Here is a 22,261-nt window from a genome sequence, read left to right on the forward strand (position 1 = left end):
ATTTTAAATATATGTATCCAGCAGAATTAGTAAAACCAATGCGTGAGGATTTAACCAAGGTTGGTTTTGAAGAACTACATACATCAGAAGCTGTAGAAAATGCATTAGCAAAAGAAGGTACAACTCTTGTGGTTGTAAATTCTGTTTGTGGTTGTGCAGCAGCGAACGCTCGTCCAGGAGCTCGAATGAGTTTGCAAAATGCAAAGCGTCCTGATCATATTGTCACTGTTTTTGCAGGTGTTGATAAAGAAGCTGTTGATGCAGCAAGAGCACATATGATTCCATTTCCTCCAAGTTCACCAAGTATGGCTTTGTTCAAGGATGGTGAATTGGTTCACATGTTAGAGCGTCATCATATTGAAGGTCGTCCAGCAGAATTAATTTCTGAGAATTTAATGGATGCCTATAACGATCATTGCTAGAAAAGCAATATGCTAAAGAATTAAAAACCACGATTTAGTCGTGGTTTTTTTATGGCATTAAATTACATTTGCCACATGAGAAAACTATTGGCTTATCCATTAACAGTTTTATACTTGTTTGTCTTTGGAGTGACCTTACTAATTTTTCATCCAATACAATGGATTTGCTTTAATGTTTTCGGATATCAAGCCCATAAAAAAAGTGTAGATGTACTTCAGTTTTGTTTAGTAAGATGTCTTCATATTTTGGGCACACGCTTTACGTGGAACAATCCACATAATATTCCAAAAAACAGACCTTTAATTATTGTTTCTAACCATCAGAGTATGTACGACATTTCTCCAATCATGTGGTTTATGAGACAACATCACATCAAGTTTGTAAGTAAAAAAGAACTCGGCAAAGGTATTCCAAGTGTATCGTATAATTTACGACATGGTGGCTCCGTTTTAATAGATCGGAAAAACCCTCGTCAGGCTTTACCAGCAATGCTCAACTTTGGAGCCTATATTGAACAAAACAATCGCTCTGCAGTAATCTTTCCAGAAGGGACACGAAGTAAAGATGGACACCCAAAACCCTTTAAAACAAAAGGTCTAGAATTGCTATTTAAAAAAGCACCTTCAGCATTAGTGGTTCCGATAACTGTAAATAATTCATGGAAAATGTTACGCTATGGAAGCTTTCCAATGGGAATTGGGAATCACTTAAAGTTTACTGTACATCAGCCAATTGAATTAAGTTCAGTTGTGGATCAAAAACAGCTTATCAAAGATATTGAACAAACAATTACTACTGCCATACACATAGATAAATGACAAAAGACCAATTACAACATATTAAATTAACTGAAGCGTTTGTAAAAACAACTTTAGAGTCTGCTGAAGGTGGTCACGATTGGTTTCACACCTTAAGGGTGTTTAAAAATAGCTTACTCATTTCTAAAAACGAAAAGGTAAATGATTATATCGTCGCACTTGGAGCATTATTACATGATATAGCAGATAGTAAATTTCATAATGGTGACGAAGCCATTGGTCCACAAAAAGCTCGAGAATTTTTGTTTATAATTGATGTCGATTCAGAAACAATAGAACATGTTGTTAGCATTATAGAAAACATCTCTTTTAAAGGCGGAAATGTCACTAAATCCTTTTCTTCAATAGAATTAGATGTTGTGCAGGATGCAGATCGATTAGATGCGCTTGGTGCCATTGGTATTGCAAGAACATTTAATTATGGTGGTTTTAAAAACCGCAAGTTGTATGACCCGTCAATTGCGCCTGATATGCATATGACTAAAGAAGTCTATAAAGCTTCGACTGCACCAACTATTAATCATTTCTACGAGAAATTACTTCTCTTAAAAGACCGAATGAATACCAAAACCGGAATGCAAATTGCGGAAAGCAGACATAAATTTATGGAAACGTTTCTTCAACAGTTTTATGCTGAGTGGAATGGTGAACAGTAAATTAATTTTCCAGTGCCACTTCTAAGGCAGTAATTTTATTTTCAATTACAGACATTTCTTGGCCATAATGGATAATATCATCTACTGTTAGTGAATCATTAGTGTTCATAAAATTTAAAATTTGCTTTTGCTTTACTAAATAATATTCTAATGTAATGTCTATTTTATCTTCCATTTTTAATTGATCTTATTGAACCCTTATTTTTAATTCGCTTCTATATTTTGATGCACTTTTTCCTGTAAACTCTTTGAACAATTTATTAAAATGGGAGAAATTATTAAAGCCACATTCATAACTCACATCCGTAATACTCATTTGGCTTTCAGATAATAATTTAGTGGCATGCACTACGCGATATTCATTTACGAGTTTTGTAAATGTTTTTCCTGTCACTTTCTTAAAATATCTGCAAAATGCTGGTACAGTTAGACTTACTTTATCAGCTATTTCATCCAAAGAAATATGTTGTGTAAAATTTTCGTTAACATGCTTAAAAATGATATCTAATTTAGCACTATCTTGAGGTTCAGCTTCAATTGCAAATCCATCCGCATTTAAAATTATATAATCCTTAGACTTTGATAAACCATGTAAAATTTCAAGCAGAATCATTATTTTCTTAAACCCTTCTTTTTTCGATAATAATTCAAACTTATGTCCAATTTTCTCCTTTGTCTTAACTCCAAAAAGAATTCCACCCTTAGCAAGTTCAAATAAATTACTAATACCTGCCGTTTCGGGTACATTAAAAAAGTGTTCTCCTAAAAACTCTGGTCTAAACTGAACAATAGTTTGACTACCATTTATTGTAAGTCGATCTGCAAATCCATTATGAGGTAAATTAGATCCTATTAATAACAACTGACTATTGTTGAAATACGATAAATGACTTCCAATATGCCGCTTTCCGCTTCCTTCATTTACATAAACTAATTCTAACTCTGGATGAAAATGCCAAAAAGGTTTATTCTCTCCAATATAGGCTTCATTGGCTATGACTTTGATTGAACTACCAAACTCTGGGCTTATTTTTTCTAAAGTAGGTTTTCTTGTACTCATATGAAATGCATTACTACAAAGTTAACTGATAACACAAATCCAAATGTATGTTTAATTATCAAAAATCTATTCTAAATTAACACTAAAAATACTTTAAGCCCATCATTGTGTTAATTTAGAACATATATATGGCAATATGGATGTTTTCTAAGGTTTCATACTGGCATAGATTTGTCAAATAAATCATTAAACCCAAATTATGATGAGAACAATTAAAAAAATAACACTAGTAGTATTAATGTTTGTAACAACATTAAGCTATGCAGAAAAAAGCAACAATGTAATCCTTTCAAAAATTGCAGTAGTAGAATTTACAAATGCTAAAAAAGGGCAGCAATTAATAGTTAAAGATGAGTTTGGAATAATTCTTCACTCAGAAACTATTACAAAAAATGGCAATCTCTCTAAAACGTTTGACTTAAAACAACTTAAGGACGGAAATTACACTATAGAATTAGAGAAAGACTTTGAGATTTTAATTAAACCTTTTGAAATAAAAAATAATAGGATTGCATTTCTTAAGGACAACGATCAGACATTGTTTAAACCAGTTATTAGAACAGAAAACAATAAACTTTTGGTTTCTTTAATGTCTCTTGAATCTGAATCAGTTAACATAAAAATTTTCTACGAGGATGATCTTATTTATTCTGAAGCTTTTGAAGGTAAGAAAACTATAAATCGAATATATAAACTCCAAGACAGAGAACTAGGGAATTATTATGCAATTGTCAAATCAGACAATAGAACCTATATTGAATATTTCAAGCTTTAAACTAAAATAAGATATCATAAAAAAGGCTACCATTTTGGTAGCCTTTTTTATAAGGTTATTGTTTAAAAACTAAGCTTTAAAACTTGTTTTTCCTTTTTTCTGTTGCCTTCAAAAAGAATACTCATTCCATTTTCAGACATCACACCATGCATCGTTTTATATGTCATTTTAGAATCTTTATCATCAACAATAATATCATAGTTAAACGATCCGTCTGGTGTAATTTCAATCACATAAAGATTTAATTTTTTCACCTTTTTCTGCTTGAACTCTATTCTGTCATCTCTTAATTTCCTTACATCATCTGCTCCGTTTAAAAAGAGATACATATTGCCATTTACAACTGTTGAAGAAAATGATAAGTAGCTTCCTAAACTACCAGATGTTGCTTGTCTCTTATTTATCGTCCTAATCCATTGTAATTCACCTGAACTATTAAGTTTACATGTATAAATATCATTGTAATGATATACATAATAGGTACTTGTATGCCCATTAGTACTTGTTCTCGTATGTACTGTAATATAAAACTCTTCAGCATTAAAATAAATATCACCCATTTCGTCAACTATAAAATCTCGGTAAGATAAAAAAGGCAACTCTTTCCCTTTTTTCTTCTTTCTTTTCCCTCGTTTCTCACCGTATTTATCAATCATGAATTGTTCAGTAAATTCATTGAAAGTTGTAGTTTCTATGTTTAAGGTTTCAGGATTGAGTTTAAAATAACAAATGCCTTTATAATCATCAGAATCTTTGTCAGAATAAGACCCTAAAGTAAAAAGGTTGCCTTCGTCTAAGGAGATACCCATTGATTGAATATAATGGTTTTCGGTATTAAAAACATTTCTTTTTGTTTCTGTTGAACTCACTTTATAAACAATATAATCGTAGTTAATTACACCCTTCACCTTATCCCTGAATTTCTCATTCTTGTATGCTTTACCCAAATAATAAACAGAACCATCTACGTCACTTACAGAAAATGAATTATACTGAAAGTATTTGTCCTTAATATCTTCTGTGAAAATTTTATCATTAACTTTTTCCCATTTGTTATTATAGACTATAATTTGATGTGTTTCTTTTTTGTCATCTTTGATGTCGAAGTTAAATGCGATAAATTCATTATTATTTGACACCTGTACTTCTCCTGTAGGATCATGGTCAATTTTCCCAACATTTGTAATTGGAATAAACCCAATTCCGAAAAAGAACGGTTTTTTCACATCCTTTTTATCTATGGAGAATAATTTTTTATCAGAGAACTCTAGAGTATTAGGATCTGCAGTTAACACATAATAATCATTGGTTTTATCTTCTTTATTCTTTCTATACTCTATGATATTAACTTTATTATCTTTAATGAAGATGTTCTTGATGCCACTATTATCAATTTCCATTTCATTACTAGCGACAAGATTAAGGTCTAGATCATAGTATTCGAGGTAATAACCTTTGGGAAGTCTTGCAATACCACCCATAAATTGTCTTACAATTAAAATACCTCCATCTGTATTACTACAACTAAAAACAAGTTTAGAATGTTTCTTTTTATCTTTCGTTATCTCACTTTTTTGAACTTTGATTTGATCTATTTGCCCATAAGTGATGAAAGGCATACATAGCATGATAGCTATGAAAAGTTTGAAACTTGTTTTCATATATAATTAATTAAATTTATTGATTTATTTTCCTGGAAAGTCTGCTTTTCTTTTTTCTAAAAAGGCTGAAGTCCCTTCTTTAAAATCTTCTGTTCCGAAACATTTTCCGAATTGTTTAACTTCAGTTTTATATCCATCAACACCATCTTTAAAATTTGCATTTATAGATTTGATAGCGGCTTTAATAGCTACCGAAGAATTTCTCATAATCTTACTAGCAATTTTTTCAGCAAGAGGCATTAACTCATCCGGAGATGTTACATGATTTACCAAGCCATAATTTAAGGCTTGTTCGGCATCGATCATTCCGGCTGTCATCACCATTTCCATAGCGCGACCCTTTCCCACTAATTGTGGTAAACGTTGTGTTCCTCCATAACCAGGAATAACTCCAAGAGATACTTCTGGTAAACCCATTTTAGCATTTGAACTAGCAATTCTAAAATGACAAGCCATTGCCAATTCTAGACCACCACCTAATGCAAAACCATTAACAGCCGCAATGACTGGTGTCGATAAATTTTCTACAAAATCAAATAGCAACTCTTGGCCTTTGGCTGCTAATTTTCCACCTTGTTTGACATCAAAATCGGCAAACTCACTAATATCTGCTCCAGCAACAAAAGCTTTCTCTCCACTACCTGTGATGATAATCACCTTAGTGTCTTTACTTTTATTAGCATCATCAAATGCATCATGCAATTCTTGTATGGTGTCTTTATTTAAAGCATTTAGTTTGTTGGGTCTGTTGATGGTAATTGAAGTTATGTTGTTGCTTGTATTCGATACTATATTTTCGTAATTCATGTGCTTTGTCTTGTTATATCTTCGGAAACGTAACTGTAAAAGTGGTTCCTATTTCTTGTTGTGATGTAAAGGTAATACTTCCTTTATAAGTTTCCACAATATTTTTTACCATGGCCAGTCCTAATCCCATTCCACTGGTTTTAGTTGTAAACTTAGGTTCAAAAATCTTGTTTTTATTCTCGTCGGAAACACCTATCCCATTATCTTCGACAGTAATCTTAACCATATCATTTTCTGAAGCCACCTTAACCTTTATCTTCGGGTTTTCTTTGTCATGTGGAATTGCTTGAATGCCATTCTTTACTAAGTTAGTGATTACTCTAATTAACTGCGTACGATCAAAATTCGCCATTATTTCATTTTCATCAGAAGAAAACTCAATATAATCTTCGCTAAATATATCTAATGCCAGTTTTACGATATTAGTAACATTAAGTGTTTCATTCTTTTGCGCTGGCATTTTAGCAAAATTCGAAAATGCAGAAGCAATTGAACTCATTGTATCAATTTGTTGAATAAGTGTCTTACTGTATTCATCTACCTTTTGGTAAATATTTTCGTCTTCTGGATTAAATTTACGCTGAAAACTTTGAACACTCAATCGCATTGGTGTTAAGGGGTTTTTAATTTCATGAGCAACTTGTTTTGCCATTTCTCTCCAAGCTTGTTCTCGTTCACTTGTCGCCAACTGAACTGCACTTTCTTCAAGCTGATCAATCATACTGTTATATGAATTAACTAGAGTTGATATTTCCTCACTTGATGATTCAATATCTATCTTTTTATTACGTTTTTCCAAACGTGTTTCATTGATTTTATCTGACACTGTTTTCAATGTTCGAGTTATATATTTTGAAAGTAAAAGAGCTAAAATTATGGCTATAAACATCATAAATAAATAGGCATAACCAAGGCGTTCTAAAAACTCGTTCAGTTCTTTATTTAAAAAATCATCATTTTCTAAATACGGTAAATTTAAAATAGCTAAAGGCTTAGATTTTGAATCGTAGATATAAGTATAAGACGACTGGAATGTCTCTCCATTTTTTTCATTTTTTACAACATACCTATGCTCTGCAGTATTTGAAATTGCATTTAAAATTTCGACATCTATACATTTTATAATGGAATCAGGTTCAAAGCTAGCTTTAGAAGATTTAAGTAAGGTGCCATCTAAATCGTAAAAGTTGATTTTCATTCCGTGAATAGCAGCAATTCTATAGATTTCGTCCTTGAATATCAATGAGACTTTTTCGGTTTCAACAGGATAAGTTGTTTCCTTGATAACATAATTAATATCGCTGATAATAGCACGTTCCTTACGTTCGAGTCGTTCTTTATGATAATCAATTGCTTCTTCATTGTATTGGTAAATGGTGACACCAGCAATCAATATCGATGCGATAAGCACCAGTACTATCATGGCAAAAAAGATACGAACACGTAAAGACAATTTTTTTAATCTCATCTGAAAATTTGTAGTGAATCTAGGCAATAATTCGTTTAAATGTAACAATAATTAAGCCAATATTATGCATCAGGATTTTTGTGTCGAATATTTTTATACAGTTTAAAACCTAACATTAATAAAATTCCTAGGACTAAAATTCCAACGACACCAAACACCCAATTAATTGCACTCTTAAGAATTACAAGAAATACAACAGCAAACAATATAAAAGTAGCACCTTCATTCCAAAGTCGCATAAAATTGGATGTAGTTTTTACTTCATCTCGCTGTAATTGTTTATAATATTGATGTGTTTTTAATTGATATAAAATCAATAACACAACAAACGCAAGCTTAACATGCATCCAAGCTTGCTCTAACCAAATTGGTTGTAAGATGATTAACCAAATTGCAAAACCAGTAGCTAAAATTGAAGAAGGCCATGTAATAATATTCCATAATCGTTTCGCCATTAATTTCAATTGTTTCACAAGAATCTCCTTTTCTGGAGAAGGCTTATGAAAGGCTTCAATTTGGTATACAAAAAGTCTAGGGATGTAAAATAAACCTGCAAACCAAGTGACAACAAAAATGAGGTGTAATGCTTTTATATAATTGTAATACTCCATTAATCTTCTACAAATAAATAATTTAATTGCTTGGTGTTAAATGCAGTATTAAACGCACTAATTTCATCACTTATTAATCTATTAAAAGTATCTAATTGGACTTTTATTTCTGAAGTTAATTCGTTTTTTACAGCAATATCTTGATCTGTAGGCGCAAAATCTCCCATGCCAACTAGGGCGTTTAAATGTCCTAATTTGTTGGTTAGTCGAATTGGAAAGTTTAACGGATCTTGACCACTTCTATTTTTAGTTTGATACAAAGCTTCCTCTATTTTTGTGAAGTCTTCTTTGAGCTTTTCTGCTTTGTCTAATAAATCTTTCAAATCAGCATTGCCTTTGTATTGTGTTTCAAAAGCTGACAATTGTTCTTTAATATTTCTAATTTTCTTAATCGATTTATGAGCGTCATCCATTGTTTTATTGACGTCAGTAATAAAATCAAATTGCTTTTGCATATCAGCCTGAGAACTTTCAGCTCTTTGATCTGCAACAATATTAAAGGCTTGTGGGAATGCAGTTCCATTTACATTAAGATGCACTTTATATGTACCAGGAATTGCAACTGGTCCGTCTAAACTTGCCCACCACAAAATCATGCCATCCAGTTTTTCAGCACCTTTATAAGTCATATCCCAAATGAACTGATTCATGCCTTTTTTTACGTCGAGTTTATCTTCTTTTTTATTCTTTGATGAATAGGTTTTTATAGTGTCACCTTTCTGATCAAAATATGTTAATGACACTTCATCATTCTCTTTGTCGTAACCTTTTAAATTGAAATACGTCATTACACCATTAGGATGATTCGTACCAGAAGTTTTACTGTCCTTATAATAACCACCGTGAATTCTGTAAGTGTCTTTAGGTTTGAACAGTGTGTTTTCCGCAGAATTGGAGCTACTTAATTGATGTAAAACAGTCAAATCATCAATTATCCAAAGACTTCGTCCTTGAGTTGCCACAATTAGATTATTATCTTTTATTGCTAAATCTGTAATTGGAACAATTGGAAGATTCAATTGAAATGGTTGCCAATTTGCACCATCATTAAATGAAATATACATCCCAGTTTCAGTTCCAGCATAGAGCAAACCTTTCTTTTTAGGATCTTCTCTTAATACCCTTGTAAAATGTTCTGGGTTAATTCCATTTGTGATTTTCTTCCACGTTTTTCCGTAGTCTGTAGTTTTGTATAAGTAAGGCGCAAAATCTCCTGTTTTGTATTTCGTTCCAGCAATGTAACATGTTCCTGCATCATATGCACTCGGTTCAATACTGTTAATCATCATCCATTCTGGCATTCCATTAGGTGTAACATTTTCCCAATTTTTTCCGCCATCTTTTGTGACATGAATTAATCCATCATCACTTCCTACCCATAATAAACCTTCAGTTATTGGTGATTCTTGAGCTGCAAAAATAGTACAATAGTATTCTACTGATGTATTATCTTGTGTTATTGGTCCACCTGAAGATTTTAATTTTTCAGGATCATTTCGAGTTAAATCTGGACTAATAATTTGCCATGATTGCCCTTCATTTTCCGTAACATGTACATGCTGAGAAAAGGTATACAAACGATCTGGATTATGTTTTGAAAATATAATGGGGAAATTCCACTGAAAGCGATATTTCATACCTTCTGCACCATGACCCATGGGATTATCTGGCCATACATTAATTGCTCTAACGGTTCCTCGTTTATGATTATATCGTGTTAGAAATCCGTCATAACTACCACCATAAACAATATCATTGTCTTCAGGATCTATAGCTATATGTGCCGATTCTCCTCCAGCCGTAGATTCCCAATCATTATCAGTAATTGACCAACCATCTGTTCTATGCGGAATTCTAATGGTTGAATTATCTTGCTGTGCAGCATAGATACGATATGGGAAATGGTTATCTGTTGTTACACGATAAAATTGCGACGTTGGTTGATTGTGATATGTACTCCATGTGTCTCCTCCATCATAAGTAACTTGAGCACCTCCATCATCACCAATAATCATCCTATTTGGGTCTTCAGGAGCTATCCATAAATCGTGGTGATCACCATGTGGAGCATTGTAAGTACTGAATGATTTTCCACCATCGGTACTTTTATGGTAACGTACATTTAAAACATAAACCACATCTACATCTTGTGTATCTGCATATAATCTGGTATAATACCAAGCACGCTGACGTAATTTACGTTCGCTATTTACCTGAGACCATGTCTCACCACCATCTTCACTTCTATACAATCCACCTTTATCTTTATTTTCAACAATAGCCCAAACACGTTGGTTATTTACTGGAGAAACCGTTACTCCAATAATTCCTAAAGTCCCTTCAGGAAAGCCATCTTTGGTTGAAATTTCTGTCCAAGTTTCTCCTTTATCTGTACTTTTCCAAAGTGCTGAACCATCTCCTCCTGAACTCAAACTATAAGGTGTACGTTGTACTCGCCATGTTGAAGCATATAATATCCTTGAATTTGTTGGATCGATAATTAAGTCAACAACACCTGCTTGGTCATTTGCAAACAAAGTTTTCTTCCAAGTTTTTCCGCCATCTGTGCTTTTATAAACACCACGATCTTGTGTTGGTTTATATATATTTCCTAAAACACCAGCATACACAACATTATGATCTGTTGGATCAACAGCGATTCTTGGAACATGGCGAGAATTTTTCAATCCGGCAGACATCCAAGTTTTACCTGCATCAACACTTTTCCAAATCCCATAACCTGAAGACACATTGCCTCGCACTGTTTTTTCACCACCTCCAACATACAGTACATTAGGATCACTTTTTGACACTGTAATTGCTCCAATACTTCCGCCAAAAAATCCATCAGAAATATTTTCCCAACTTCGTCCTCCATTGAGAGTTTTCCAAATGCCTCCACCTGTAGAACCAAAATAATATAAATTGGGTTTATTAGGAACACCTGTAACTGCAGCGCTTCTTCCACCTCGAAAAGGACCAAGTAATCGATACTCTAAAGCATCGTATTGTGATTCATTATAAGTTTGAGCTTCTAATTGAGTGAAGTTTCCGATAAGAAAAAGGCAAAAAATAGTAGTGAAAAATCTCATAGTAAGATTGGTTTTGTTAGTTGCATAAAAATAAGCATAAAAAAATGTTATGCAGTCGACTTGTTTAATTTTAACTTGACTTCACGATTCAAAAATATTGCTGTAACAGCAGTAGATAAAACATCTGAAATTGGAAAGGACATCCAAACACCAAGTTCGCCAAAAAACTTTGGTAAAATAAAAATCAATGGAATAAAAAAGAACCCTTGACGAGTTAATGTTAATAATAATGCAGGAATTGCTTTTCCAACAGCTTGAAAATATGCAGCTCCAATAAGCTGAATAGCTATAATTGGTGTGGCTGCAAAAACCCAACGCATAGCAGAAGGTGTTTCTTTTATAACTTCAGCATCTGTTGTAAATAATCTTGTGATTTCTTCCGGAAAAATCATCAACATAATAAACACCAAAGTGCCTAAGACTGTTGCGAACTTTAAAGCAGTTGCGATGGCTTGTTTAACACGTTCATATTGGTTCGCTCCATAATTAAATCCGGCAATTGGTAAAAATCCTTGTGTGATTCCAAAAACTGGAAATAAGGCAAACATGAGCATTCGTCCAACAATGGCATATGCTGTAACTGAAGTTTCACCACCTAAATCGTATAAAATATTATTCATAAACAAGTAGGTAATACTCACAATCGCTTGTCTTGATAATGTTACAAATCCTAAAGATCCTATTTCTTTTACAATGGGCAGTTTCAATCTAAACTGGCACTTATTTAGTTTTAAATCTGAATTTTTAGACATAAAATACCAGAGAATAAACAAAAAACAAAGTAGATACGATGCTGTTGAAGCCCAAGCTGCTCCAGCCATGCCTAAATCCATCACCTTAATAAATACATAATCTAGAACCAAATTCCCAACCGATGGAATCATCATCGCATACATAGCAAATTTTGGTTTTCCTTCAGCTCGTATAACGGTATTACCCATCATACAAAGTGCTAGGAAAGGAATTCCGTATAACACAATCGTATAATAGATTTTAGCAGGTTCGAAAATGGCACCTTTACCTCCAAACACAGGAATAATATCATCTACAAATAGGAGTCCAGGAATAATTAATAAGACTGTAAATAAAAGTGTTAGGGTGATTTGATTACCAAAAGTTTGTAACGCTTTAGTCACATTATTAGCACCTAATGCACGAGAAATAATAGAAGATCCTCCAATACCAATACTCATACCTAAAGCGGCAATAAAAAAAGAGACAGGAAGCACAACATTAATAGCCGCAATTGCTATTGAACCAATCCATTGTCCAACAAAAATAGTATCTACTAAAATGTTGAGCGACATGACTAAGATTCCAATTGATGCTGGAACTGCTTGTTTAATAAGTAATTTACTAATTGGCTGAGTTCCTAAATCTTTTGAAGCCGTTTTAGCCATTATGCAATAATGGTTTCAGATTTTGCCCATTCATTGATCCAGTCAGATAAGAGATCAACAAATTCTTGGTCATCATTTAAACAGGGCACTGTTGTAAACTCCTTTCCTCCCATTTCGTGGAAAATTTCTTCACCTTCCATCGCTATTTCTTCAAGTGTTTCTAAACAATCACTAACAAATGCTGGTGTGACAATAGCCATTTTTTTGATGCCATCTTTTCCTAATCTCTCGATTGTTCTATCTGTATACGGTTGTAACCATGGATCGAATCCTAAACGAGATTGGAAAGATGTTGAATACGTGCCTTCTTCAAAATTCAAAGTCTCTGCGACCAAACGTGTCACTTCTTTACATTGATGTCTGTAACAAAATTCGTGAGCAGGAGATGGTGTTGCACAACAACTGCCATCAATTTTACAATGTGATTTTGTGATATCACTTTTTCTAATGTGACGTTCTGGAACACCATGATATGAGAATAATAAATGCTCGTAGTCTTTACCTTCTAGATGTTTCGCGATAGAATTTGATAAGACTTTAATGTATTTGGCGTTGTTATAAAACGCTTTTAAATCTTGAATGGTAATATCAGGAAAATGTTCTTTTCTTATGCTTTCTGCTAACACCAAAATGGTTTCAGTAGTGGCCATTGCAAATTGAGGATAAAGCGGTATTAAAAACACTTCATCAACACCTTTGTCAACTAATTCTTGAATGCCTTTTTTAATGGTCATACTTCCGTATCGCATGGCTAAAGCCACAGGAAAGTCAACTTGATTCTGAATCTTTTCTTGTAATCTTTCTGATAATACAATCAAAGGCGAACCTTCTTTCCACCATATTTTTTTATAGGCTGCTGCTGAAGCTTTCGGACGCGTGTTTAAGATAATCCCTTTTACGAGCAATGTTCTAGCCCAAAGCGGCACGTCAATAACGCGTTCATCCATTAAAAACTCACCTAAATATTTTTTGACGTCTTTCGGTTCTGGAGAATCTGGAGAACCTAAATTTACGAGTAAAACTCCTTTCATGTATTTGTTTTTCTTTTAGCAATTTTCTTTTGCAAAAATACGATAGTATTTTTTAAACGCAGTTAACTCAACGACATCAAATACTTCTTTGGTGTCGTTCCATATTTCTTTTTAAAAGCCGAAATAAAATGACTCGATGTACTGTAGCCTACTTTAAGTCCGACTTCATTTACATTGTGATTTCCTGCTTCTAATAATTTTCTTGCAACTTCCATTTTATAATCAAAGAGGAAACTAAATACAGAGTCACCATAAATCTGCTTAAACCCTTCTTTTAACTTTTTCAAACTTAGTCCTATTTCTTCTGAAAGCTCTTGTAATGTTGGTGGTTCTGACATTCTAGAAATAATAATATCCTTTGCTTTTCGTATTTTAATCACATTGGTTTCATCAACTAAAAATGGACATTGCTCAACATCTGCATCTTCGCTTCTATTAAAATACAAACTCAATACTTCTAATCCTTTTCCTTTAAAATAGAGGCTCTTTATTGAACTATTTAAATTGTAATTAATAATTTGATTCAATGCAATAGCCATAGAAGGCGAAATTTTTCCATCCTTATAATATTTCTTGTCCTTATTATCATCACTTAAAAACGTAATATAATCTGCCTCTTGAGAGAATAGTCCATGGAATTTCTTTATGGAAACCAGTACAGATACTAACCATGATTTCGAGTGTACTTCTAAATGAATAGGTAAATCTCGTTGTGGATTGTATAATAATAGCGAATTTTCCTCTTCAATCTTTAAGCGATAATTACCATTATTAAAGATAAATTCGCTTGAGCCTTTAATACAAAAATGAAATTGAATGAAACTACTATTTATCTCACGTTCAACAATTTGAACTTCATTTGTGTTATTTTGATAGGTTAGCACGAAAAACCCCTCGTCTAATTTCGTTTCTTCAAAAGAACCTCTAGCGATATTTTTTGATGCTGAAACATTAGGATTATTATTATTGTTATTTAGATTCATTCTAAACTAAACTGTTTTAAAGCGTTGATTTCACTGCAAAAGTATGACAATAATCATATTTTAATAAGAAATCCTTTTAAAAAACCACAAACGATACTAAAAGTTCTTCTAGCGTTGTTTTTTATCTAACAAGCTTTCTATTTTTGTTCATGTAATTTCCAAATCAGGTATGGAGCACTACAATAGGTCGAGAGGCACAACATTTTATGCAATTGGTCTCAGCTATAAAAAAGCTGATGCTGAAATTCGTGGTCATTTTAGTTTAGATGAAACTTCTAAAATTGCTGTATTAGAGCAAGCTAAGCAAAATGGAATCGAAAGTTTAATTATTACCTCTACTTGCAATAGAACTGAAATTTATGGATTTGCTGAACATCCATTTCAACTTATTCAATTGCTTTGTGATAATACCAAAGGTACTGTTGAAGAATTTCAAAAAGTAGCTTACGTTTACAAGAATAGAGATGCTATTTCTCATATGTTTAGAGTAGGATCTGGATTAGATAGTCAGATTCTTGGTGATTTTGAAATTATAAGTCAATTAAAAGTTAGTGCAAGATTGTCTAAAAAATATGACTTATTCAATCCATTTTTAGAACGATTAGTAAATGCTGTTATTCAAGCGTCTAAACGTATTAAGACTGAAACTGAAATTTCTTCAGGAGCCACATCTGTCTCGTTTGCTTCGGTACAATACATAATGAATGAAATTGAGACGGTTTCAGAAAAAAATATATTACTCTTCGGAACTGGGAAAATTGGAAGAAACACCTGTGAGAATTTAGTAAAACACACTAAGAACGAGCACATCACTTTAATCAATAGAACAAAAGACAAAGCTGAAGCTGTAGCTGGAAAATTTAACCTTTTGGTGAAAGATTATGCGAATCTTCAAGAAGAAATTAATACATCAGATATTTTAATCGTGGCCACTGGTGCTCAAAATCCAACAGTTGATAAGCATTGTATTCAAACCACAAAACCTTTGTTGATTCTCGATTTATCTATTCCGAAAAACGTTAATGAAAATGTAACCGATTTAGATAATGTAACTTTAGTCCATTTAGATCATTTATCTCAAATTACTGATGAAACTTTAGAACGAAGAAAAGAACACATTCCTGTTGCCGAAGCTATTATTGAAGATATCAAATCTGATTTTAATGCCTGGTTAGCAACACGAAAATTTGCACCAACTATAAAAGCATTAAAACATAAGCTTACCGATTTTGCTTCTGCAGAATTAGATACGCAACGTAAAAAGATGAGTGACTTTAATGAAACTCAAGCTGAAGTTATTAGTAATAATATCATACAGAAAATAACAAATCACTTTGCGCATCATTTAAAAGGCAATGATGTATCTACAGATGATAGCCTTGAACTCATAAAAAAAGTGTTTCAATTAGAAGCAACCTCAGACAATGTCTAAAATTATAAGAATTGGAACTCGTGATAGCGAACTTGCGCTATGGCAAGCTAAAACCGTACAAAGTCAACTAGAACATTTAGGCCACAAAACACAATTAATTCCCGTAAAATCAACAGGAGATATCGTGCTTGATAAGCCTATCTATGAATTGGGAATTACTGGTGTTTTTACTAAAACATTAGATATTGCATTACTAAATGGCGACATTGATATTGCGGTTCACTCTTTAAAAGATGTGCCAACATTACTTCCGAAAGGGATTGTACAAGCTGCCGTGATTAAACGTGGAAACGTTAGAGACTGCCTGGTCTTTAAAAAGAATGAAGAGTTTTTATCTCAGCGAGATGCAATAATAGCAACAGGAAGTTTAAGACGAAGAGCGCAATGGTTAAATCGTTATCCAACTCATACCATTGTTGGTTTACGTGGTAATGTAAATTCTCGTTTGCAAAAGTTAGAAGATAATGACTGGAATGGTGCTGTTTTCGCAGCTGCTGGATTGGGTCGACTTGATATCAGACCTGAAGAAAGTTTCAATCTAGAATGGATGATTCCTGCACCAGCTCAAGGTGCCGTTATGATTTCTGCCCTTGAAAATGATGAAGAAACACTTGCCATTTGCGCCGAAATCAATCACAAAGACACAGAAATCGCAACTTCAATAGAACGTAAATTCTTAAACCTATTAGAAGGCGGTTGCTCTGCGCCAATTGGTGCATTAGCATTTGTAAAAGATGAAGAAGTACATATGCAAGGTGTTTTATTAAGTCTTGATGGAAGTAAAAAAATTGAAGTTCAACGTACTGTAGCTTTAGAAAAACATGATGAATTAGCTCAGTTTTGTGCTGAATATATTATCGAACGTGGCGGAAAACGATTAATGGACAATCTTAAAAAATCGTCTCAAGATGTTAATATTTATTCAACCAAAACCCTTACCGATGATCAGAAGCAATTATTTCATGACGATGTGATTTCGGAAAGTTCAGATTTTATAAAAATTAGTTTAAATAGAATTGCTCCAAAGGTCTTACGACCCTTACCAAAAAATGTCATCATTACAAGCAAAAATGCAGTTGAAGCTTTACTAATGAATTTTGCCCCTCAGGAATTACAGTTTGAAAATATCTATTGTGTTGGTAGAAAAACCAAACGACTTGTAGAACGCAAAATTGGTAAAGTAAAACACATCGAAAATAGTTCTAAAGCATTGGCTGAATATTTAGTTGAATACATCGAAGGAACTGAAGTTACGTATTTCTGTAGTGCTATTCGCTTAGATGAATTACCAACAATATTGAACGAAAATAATATTGAGGTTAATGAAGTTATAGCCTATGAAACTAAATATGATTCTGTAAAAATTAACGACGCGATAAAAGGTGTGATGTTTTATAGTCCATCAACTGTACAAAGTTACAAGCAAGAAAATGACGATGATATTATTGCATTCTGCATAGGAGAAACAACAGCAAAAGAAGCCAGTAAACATTTTGATGATGTTAGGATTGCAAAAATCCCAACCGTTGAAAGTGTTATAGAATTAGTAAACGAACATTACGTTTAAGATGATAAAAAACGATTTATTTTTAAGAGCATTAAAAGGAGAAACTGTTGAACGTCCACCTGTATGGATGATGCGCCAAGCTGGTCGCTATCTTCCAGAATTTATGGAGATCAAAGCTAAGTATGATTTCTTTACACGTTGCCAAACGCCAGAATTAGCAAGTGAAATCACTGTACAACCAATTCGTCGTTATGGAATGGATGCAGCAATTCTATTTAGTGATATTTTAGTGATTCCTCAAGCGATGAATATTGAGGTACAAATGAAACCTAATTTTGGGCCTTATTTGCCACATCCTGTTCGTTCTCAAAAAGACGTCGATAATGTCATAGTTCCTGACGTAAAGGTGGCATTAAATTATGTGTACGAAGCCATTAAAGCAACCAAAGAAAAGCTTAATGATGAAATTCCATTAATTGGTTTTGCTGGTTCACCATGGACGATTTTATGTTATTGCGTTCAAGGGCAAGGCAGTAAAAACTTTGATAAAGCAAAAGAATTTTGTTTCACAAATCCAATTGCTGCTCACCAATTATTACAGAAAATTACAGACACCACAATTGCCTATTTAAAAGAAAAAGTAAAAGCGGGTTGTAATGCGGTTCAGATATTCGATTCTTGGGGAGGCATGTTATCTCCAGTAGATTATCAAGAATTTTCATGGCAATATATTCAACAAATTATTAATGCTTTAAAAGATGATGCTCCTGTTATTGCCTTTGGAAAAGGCTGTTGGTTTGCCTTAGGTGACATGGCAAAATCTGGAGCTTCCGCTTTAGGAATTGATTGGACTTGTTCTGCAAGAAACGCAAGATATTTAACTGGTGGAAATATTACTCTACAAGGTAATTTTGATCCAACACGATTGTTTTCTCCGCCTTCTGAAATTAAAAAAATGGTGCACCAAATGATTAACGAATTTGGAAAAGATAGATATATTGTAAATTTAGGTCATGGAATTCTCCCAAACATTCCTTTAGATAATGCAAAAGCATTTATAGATGCCGTAAAAGAGTATAAGGCTTAAAATAAGTTGGGCGTTACCATAAAGGTCGTGCTCTCACAAGTCGCTATCAGAGATGAGCTCCAACAATTGCTCCATCACTAACGCATAATTGAATTACAATTATTATTTTAGTTCTTTAAATTAAAAGATTTCTACTTTCATAAGAAAAATTATGATTAAGAATATATTAAAAGGTATACAAGCATATTCAGGTGCTTTAGCGTTGATTTCAAAGCTAAAGCTCTGGAACTACTTTTTAATTCCAATTGCTATTAGTGTCATTACAGCAACAATTATTTTTCTTATAGCTTATGGCTTTTCTGATGACATTAGTGACCTAATTATGAGTTTATTGCCAAGTTGGGCTGTAACTTCGTGGGTACAAGGGATTTTTACTTTTATTAGTGGTCTTGTCATTTTAATCATTGGTTTAATCCTTTACAAGCATATTATAATGGCATTATCTGCGCCTTTTATGAGTCCTGTTTCAGAAAAAATTGAAGTCTATTTAACTGGTATTGAGAGGCATAATCATAGAAATACAACCTTTAATGAACAACTTTGGCGAGGCATTAGAATAAACATGAGAAACCTTGGAAAGGAACTACTAATTTCAATGCCTCTACTGCTACTAAAATTTATTCCAGTCGTAAACATATTTTCAACGATTATGTTGTTCATTATTCAAGCCTATTACGCTGGTTTTGGAAATATAGATTATACTTTAGAACGTCATTTAAAATATCGTGAAAGTGTTCAGTTTGTAAAAAAACATAAAGGTATCGCAATTGGAAACGGAATTGTTTTTATGTTGTTTTTATTCATTCCTGTTATAGGTGTTATTTTAGTGTTGCCATTTAGTGTGACTGCGGCTACAATGAAGACAGTTAACCTTCTTAAAGATGAAGACCTTTTTTTAGAAAATAAGATTTTAGTACCATGATTGCACAATTTGATGGCTTCGAAATCAATCCCATTCATGAAGGTGATGCATGGAAAATTTGCGACTTTGTAATTGCAAATACTGATCGTATAAAACGATACTTGCCAAAAACATTAGAACAAAACCAGAATCCGACATTATCCCAAATCTATGTTGAAAATCGCGTAAAAGCGTTTCAAAATAAAGAACTATTTGTGTTCACTTTAAAGCAATCTGAAACACGAAAACTTGTCGGACTCATTATTATCAAAAAGGTTGATTGGACCATAAGGCAAGGCGAATTTGCTTATGCTATAGATTATAATTGTACAGGAAAAGGTATCATGTCTAAAGCAGTTGAAAAACTTTCGGTATATGCCTTTGAAACTTTAGGATTAGAACGATTTCAAATTATTGTTCACAAGGATAATCAACCAAGTATTAGAGTCGCTATAAATAATAACTTTGAATGGCAAAACACCATAGAAAAGGCATTTACTCCAACAGGAGAACAACCTTTAGATATGGAGTTATACGAATTATATAAAAATGAAAGATAAATTCTTCAATTACATACACGAATTACAAGATTCCATTGCAACTAAACTAGAAACTCTTGATGGAAAAGCTAAGTTTCAAGAAGACCTTTGGAAGCGTCCAGAAGGTGGTGGTGGAAGAACTCGCGTGATAGAAAATGGAGATGTATTTGAAAAAGGTGGTGTCAATATATCTGGAGTTCATGGAAAACTCCCAGAAAGTATGCAAACCTATTTTGGTGTTAAAGATGCCGACTTTTTTGCTTGTGGATTAAGCCTTGTATTGCATCCTAAAAACCCAATGGTTCCTACTGTTCATGCAAATTGGCGCTATTTTGAAATGTATGACCAAGATGGTAATATCGTTGACCAATGGTTTGGTGGTGGACAAGATCTAACGCCTTATTACTTGTTTGAAGACGATGCGAAACATTTTCATCAAACCTGTAAAACGGCTTGTGACAAGCATAACCTAGAATTCTACCCAAAATATAAAGCGCGTTGTGATGAGTATTTTTACAATACTCACAGAAATGAAGGTCGAGGAATTGGTGGCTTATTCTTTGATTATTGCAAGAAAACCGAAGATATGAGCATGAAAAACTGGTATGATTTTGTTACTGAAGTTGGTAATAGTTTCCTTGATGCTTATGTTCCGATAGTTGAAAAACGAAAAAATTTAAAATACACAAAAGAACAACGTGATTGGCAAGAAATTCGTCGTGGTCGTTATGTCGAATTTAATTTGGTTCATGATAAAGGCACACTCTTCGGATTAAAAACTAACGGAAGAATAGAAAGCATTTTGATGAGTTTACCACCTCATGTGCAGTGGGTTTACGACCATCATCCAGAAGAAGGAAGTGACGAAGAAAAATTACTAAATGTTTTAAAAAACCCAATGGATTGGGTTTGAATTTGTCATTCAGAGCAAAGCGAAGGATCTTTTAGTATAGCATAGAGATTCTTCAGTCGCTGCACTCCTTCAGAATGACATCAAATAAAAAATAAATTATGTATCCATTAAGAAGAAACCGAAGATTAAGAACCAACGACGCTATTAGAAGCTTAGTTCGTGAAACGATAATTACACCAAACGATTTTTTAGTTCCACTTTTTGTTGTGGAAGGTAAAGGTATCAAACAAGAAATTGCCTCGATGCCAAATTACTATCGCTTCAGTTTAGACTTGTTAGAACATGAAGTTAAGGAACTCTGGAAATTAGGTTTGAAATCAGTATTGTTATTTGTGAAAGTTCCAGATAACCTAAAAGATAACCAAGGCACTGAAGCTTTAAATCCAAACGGATTAATGCAACGCGCTATTAAAACCGTTAAGAATGTATGTCCTGGCATGTTGGTCATGACAGATGTTGCACTCGATCCATATTCGTCTTATGGTCATGATGGTATTATAGCTGATGGAAAAATCATCAATGATGATACAGTCGATGTTTTAGCTGAAATGAGTTTATCGCATGCTGAAGCTGGAGCAGATTTTGTCGCTCCAAGCGACATGATGGATGGACGAATTCTTTCCATTCGTGAGGCCTTAGAAGATGATGGATATACTGATACTGGTATTATGAGTTACTCTGCAAAATACGCCTCTGCTTTTTATGGTCCATTTCGAGATGCCTTAGATTCTGCTCCTGCAGATATAAAAGACATTCCTAAGGATAAAAAAACCTATCAAATGGATTTTTCCAATCGTTTTGAAGCCCTTAAAGAAACAGAAATGGATATTGATGAAGGTGCAGATATTGTCATGGTAAAACCAGGATTGTGCTACTTAGATATTGTTCGAGAAATAAAAAATGAAGTCGATGTTCCCGTTGCTGTATATCAGGTTTCAGGAGAATATGCCATGCTTAAAGCTGCTGCCGAAAAAGGATGGCTAGATCACGATGCCGTTATGCTAGAACAAATTATTGCGATTAAACGTGCTGGAGCAGATGTAATTGCGAGTTACTTTGCTAAGGATGTTGTGAAATTATTATCGTAAATTCGCATT

General features: G+C 33.4%; 21 protein-coding genes. 11 read left to right on the top strand and 10 right to left on the bottom strand.

Going from position 1 to position 22,261, the window contains the following annotated elements; genetic code table 11:
- Window positions 1–11: 11 nt before the first annotated feature.
- The 3 genes from VOI25_RS02370 to VOI25_RS02380 all read left to right on the top strand — a co-directional run bounded on the left by VOI25_RS02370 (window position 12) and on the right by VOI25_RS02380 (window position 1,897).
- Complete coding sequence (locus VOI25_RS02370; protein ID WP_323787344.1) at window positions 12–422, top strand: BrxA/BrxB family bacilliredoxin; 411 nt, start codon at window positions 12–14, stop codon at window positions 420–422.
- Window positions 423–497: 75 nt separating this feature from the next.
- Entirely contained in the window at window positions 498–1,241 is a 744-nt protein-coding gene (locus VOI25_RS02375; RefSeq protein ID WP_323787345.1) for a lysophospholipid acyltransferase family protein, read from the top strand.
- Entirely contained in the window at window positions 1,238–1,897 is a 660-nt protein-coding gene (locus VOI25_RS02380) for an HD domain-containing protein (protein WP_323787346.1), read from the top strand. Before VOI25_RS02375 ends, VOI25_RS02380 begins: the two co-directional genes overlap by 4 nt.
- A 1-nt stretch (window position 1,898) precedes the next feature.
- On the opposite strand, the gene VOI25_RS02385 is transcribed toward VOI25_RS02380, so the two are convergent.
- Together VOI25_RS02385 and VOI25_RS02390 are read right to left on the bottom strand one after the other, a co-directional pair.
- Entirely contained in the window at window positions 1,899–2,072 is a 174-nt protein-coding gene (locus VOI25_RS02385) for a hypothetical protein (protein ID WP_323787347.1), read from the bottom strand.
- A gap of 12 nt (window positions 2,073–2,084) precedes the next feature.
- Entirely contained in the window at window positions 2,085–2,957 is an 873-nt protein-coding gene (locus tag VOI25_RS02390; RefSeq protein ID WP_323787348.1) for an AraC family transcriptional regulator, read from the bottom strand.
- 202 nt (window positions 2,958–3,159) lie between these two features.
- Between VOI25_RS02390 and VOI25_RS02395 the strand changes: the two genes are divergently transcribed.
- Window positions 3,160–3,732 carry a hypothetical protein gene (locus VOI25_RS02395; RefSeq protein ID WP_323787349.1) on the top strand — a complete coding sequence of 191 codons (573 nt, stop codon included), beginning with the start codon at window positions 3,160–3,162 and terminating at the stop codon, window positions 3,730–3,732.
- A 62-nt stretch (window positions 3,733–3,794) separates the two neighbouring features.
- On the opposite strand, the gene VOI25_RS02400 is transcribed toward VOI25_RS02395, so the two are convergent.
- The 8 genes from VOI25_RS02400 to VOI25_RS02435 form a co-directional block, all read right to left on the bottom strand.
- Window positions 3,795–5,393: a hypothetical protein gene (locus VOI25_RS02400; RefSeq protein WP_323787350.1), complete on the bottom strand. Its 1,599-nt coding sequence runs from the start codon at window positions 5,391–5,393 to the stop codon at window positions 3,795–3,797.
- 24 nt (window positions 5,394–5,417) lie between these two features.
- The gene (locus tag VOI25_RS02405; protein ID WP_323787351.1) at window positions 5,418–6,200 is read right to left on the bottom strand and encodes an enoyl-CoA hydratase/isomerase family protein; all 783 of its coding nucleotides are present in this window, start codon (window positions 6,198–6,200) and stop codon (window positions 5,418–5,420) included.
- Between the two features lie 13 nt (window positions 6,201–6,213).
- Window positions 6,214–7,668 carry a sensor histidine kinase gene (locus VOI25_RS02410; RefSeq protein WP_323787352.1) on the bottom strand — a complete coding sequence of 485 codons (1,455 nt, stop codon included), beginning with the start codon at window positions 7,666–7,668 and terminating at the stop codon, window positions 6,214–6,216.
- Window positions 7,669–7,730: 62 nt separating this feature from the next.
- On the bottom strand, window positions 7,731–8,279 hold the full coding sequence (locus tag VOI25_RS02415) for a CopD family protein (RefSeq protein ID WP_323787353.1): 549 nt from the start codon (window positions 8,277–8,279) through the stop codon (window positions 7,731–7,733).
- Window positions 8,279–11,371 (bottom strand): VPS10 domain-containing protein, encoded by a 3,093-nt coding sequence (locus tag VOI25_RS02420; RefSeq protein WP_323787354.1) that lies wholly within the window; start codon window positions 11,369–11,371, stop codon window positions 8,279–8,281. Before VOI25_RS02420 ends, VOI25_RS02415 begins: the two co-directional genes overlap by 1 nt.
- 47 nt (window positions 11,372–11,418) lie before the next feature.
- The gene (locus tag VOI25_RS02425; RefSeq protein ID WP_323787355.1) at window positions 11,419–12,771 is read right to left on the bottom strand and encodes an MATE family efflux transporter; all 1,353 of its coding nucleotides are present in this window, start codon (window positions 12,769–12,771) and stop codon (window positions 11,419–11,421) included.
- Window positions 12,771–13,802, bottom strand: a complete 1,032-nt coding sequence (gene hemH / locus VOI25_RS02430; protein WP_323787356.1) for a ferrochelatase — start codon at window positions 13,800–13,802, stop codon at window positions 12,771–12,773. Before hemH ends, VOI25_RS02425 begins: the two co-directional genes overlap by 1 nt.
- Window positions 13,803–13,864: 62 nt before the next feature.
- Window positions 13,865–14,785, bottom strand: a complete 921-nt coding sequence (locus tag VOI25_RS02435; protein ID WP_323787357.1) for an AraC family transcriptional regulator — start codon at window positions 14,783–14,785, stop codon at window positions 13,865–13,867.
- A 169-nt stretch (window positions 14,786–14,954) separates the two neighbouring features.
- On the opposite strand from VOI25_RS02435, the gene hemA reads away from it, so the two are divergent.
- The 7 genes from hemA to hemB all read left to right on the top strand — a co-directional run bounded on the left by hemA (window position 14,955) and on the right by hemB (window position 22,252).
- Window positions 14,955–16,217: a glutamyl-tRNA reductase gene (hemA, locus tag VOI25_RS02440; protein ID WP_323787358.1), complete on the top strand. Its 1,263-nt coding sequence runs from the start codon at window positions 14,955–14,957 to the stop codon at window positions 16,215–16,217.
- On the top strand, window positions 16,210–17,784 hold the full coding sequence (gene hemC, locus VOI25_RS02445; RefSeq protein WP_323787359.1) for a hydroxymethylbilane synthase: 1,575 nt from the start codon (window positions 16,210–16,212) through the stop codon (window positions 17,782–17,784). Before hemA ends, hemC begins: the two co-directional genes overlap by 8 nt.
- 1 nt (window position 17,785) lies before the next feature.
- On the top strand, window positions 17,786–18,811 hold the full coding sequence (gene hemE / locus VOI25_RS02450) for a uroporphyrinogen decarboxylase (protein ID WP_323787360.1): 1,026 nt from the start codon (window positions 17,786–17,788) through the stop codon (window positions 18,809–18,811).
- A 151-nt stretch (window positions 18,812–18,962) separates the two neighbouring features.
- A complete protein-coding gene (locus VOI25_RS02455) occupies window positions 18,963–19,733 on the top strand; it encodes an EI24 domain-containing protein (RefSeq protein ID WP_323787361.1) in 771 nt (256 codons plus the stop codon).
- Window positions 19,730–20,272, top strand: a complete 543-nt coding sequence (locus tag VOI25_RS02460) for a GNAT family protein (RefSeq protein WP_323787362.1) — start codon at window positions 19,730–19,732, stop codon at window positions 20,270–20,272. Before VOI25_RS02455 ends, VOI25_RS02460 begins: the two co-directional genes overlap by 4 nt.
- Window positions 20,262–21,164: an oxygen-dependent coproporphyrinogen oxidase gene (gene hemF / locus VOI25_RS02465; protein ID WP_323787363.1), complete on the top strand. Its 903-nt coding sequence runs from the start codon at window positions 20,262–20,264 to the stop codon at window positions 21,162–21,164. Before VOI25_RS02460 ends, hemF begins: the two co-directional genes overlap by 11 nt.
- Before the next feature lie 98 nt (window positions 21,165–21,262).
- Window positions 21,263–22,252 carry a porphobilinogen synthase gene (gene hemB, locus VOI25_RS02470; RefSeq protein WP_323787364.1) on the top strand — a complete coding sequence of 330 codons (990 nt, stop codon included), beginning with the start codon at window positions 21,263–21,265 and terminating at the stop codon, window positions 22,250–22,252.
- Window positions 22,253–22,261 lie beyond the last annotated feature (9 nt).

It is taken from the genome of Psychroserpens sp. (genome assembly GCF_034670085.1).
In the GTDB taxonomy this organism is placed as follows: Bacteria; Bacteroidota; Bacteroidia; order Flavobacteriales; family Flavobacteriaceae; genus Psychroserpens.

What these genes read in the sequence shown, in the direction of transcription:
- VOI25_RS02390 (WP_323787348.1), bottom strand. Translation starts at nt 2,957, where the DNA reads ATGAGTACAAGAAAACCTACTTTAGAAAAAATAAGCCCAGAGTTTGGT.
- VOI25_RS02370 (WP_323787344.1), top strand. Translation starts at nt 12, where the DNA reads ATGTATCCAGCAGAATTAGTAAAACCAATGCGTGAGGATTTAACCAAG.
- VOI25_RS02380 (WP_323787346.1), top strand. Translation starts at nt 1,238, where the DNA reads ATGACAAAAGACCAATTACAACATATTAAATTAACTGAAGCGTTTGTA.
- VOI25_RS02395 (WP_323787349.1), top strand. Translation starts at nt 3,160, where the DNA reads ATGAGAACAATTAAAAAAATAACACTAGTAGTATTAATGTTTGTAACA.
- VOI25_RS02405 (WP_323787351.1), bottom strand. Translation starts at nt 6,200, where the DNA reads ATGAATTACGAAAATATAGTATCGAATACAAGCAACAACATAACTTCA.
- hemC (WP_323787359.1), top strand. Translation starts at nt 16,210, where the DNA reads ATGTCTAAAATTATAAGAATTGGAACTCGTGATAGCGAACTTGCGCTA.
- VOI25_RS02435 (WP_323787357.1), bottom strand. Translation starts at nt 14,785, where the DNA reads ATGAATCTAAATAACAATAATAATAATCCTAATGTTTCAGCATCAAAA.
- VOI25_RS02375 (WP_323787345.1), top strand. Translation starts at nt 498, where the DNA reads ATGAGAAAACTATTGGCTTATCCATTAACAGTTTTATACTTGTTTGTC.
- VOI25_RS02425 (WP_323787355.1), bottom strand. Translation starts at nt 12,771, where the DNA reads ATGGCTAAAACGGCTTCAAAAGATTTAGGAACTCAGCCAATTAGTAAA.
- VOI25_RS02420 (WP_323787354.1), bottom strand. Translation starts at nt 11,371, where the DNA reads ATGAGATTTTTCACTACTATTTTTTGCCTTTTTCTTATCGGAAACTTC.
- hemE (WP_323787360.1), top strand. Translation starts at nt 17,786, where the DNA reads ATGATAAAAAACGATTTATTTTTAAGAGCATTAAAAGGAGAAACTGTT.
- VOI25_RS02415 (WP_323787353.1), bottom strand. Translation starts at nt 8,279, where the DNA reads ATGGAGTATTACAATTATATAAAAGCATTACACCTCATTTTTGTTGTC.
- VOI25_RS02455 (WP_323787361.1), top strand. Translation starts at nt 18,963, where the DNA reads ATGATTAAGAATATATTAAAAGGTATACAAGCATATTCAGGTGCTTTA.
- VOI25_RS02400 (WP_323787350.1), bottom strand. Translation starts at nt 5,393, where the DNA reads ATGAAAACAAGTTTCAAACTTTTCATAGCTATCATGCTATGTATGCCT.
- hemA (WP_323787358.1), top strand. Translation starts at nt 14,955, where the DNA reads ATGGAGCACTACAATAGGTCGAGAGGCACAACATTTTATGCAATTGGT.
- hemB (WP_323787364.1), top strand. Translation starts at nt 21,263, where the DNA reads ATGTATCCATTAAGAAGAAACCGAAGATTAAGAACCAACGACGCTATT.
- hemH (WP_323787356.1), bottom strand. Translation starts at nt 13,802, where the DNA reads ATGAAAGGAGTTTTACTCGTAAATTTAGGTTCTCCAGATTCTCCAGAA.
- VOI25_RS02410 (WP_323787352.1), bottom strand. Translation starts at nt 7,668, where the DNA reads ATGAGATTAAAAAAATTGTCTTTACGTGTTCGTATCTTTTTTGCCATG.
- VOI25_RS02385 (WP_323787347.1), bottom strand. Translation starts at nt 2,072, where the DNA reads ATGGAAGATAAAATAGACATTACATTAGAATATTATTTAGTAAAGCAA.
- VOI25_RS02460 (WP_323787362.1), top strand. Translation starts at nt 19,730, where the DNA reads ATGATTGCACAATTTGATGGCTTCGAAATCAATCCCATTCATGAAGGT.
- hemF (WP_323787363.1), top strand. Translation starts at nt 20,262, where the DNA reads ATGAAAGATAAATTCTTCAATTACATACACGAATTACAAGATTCCATT.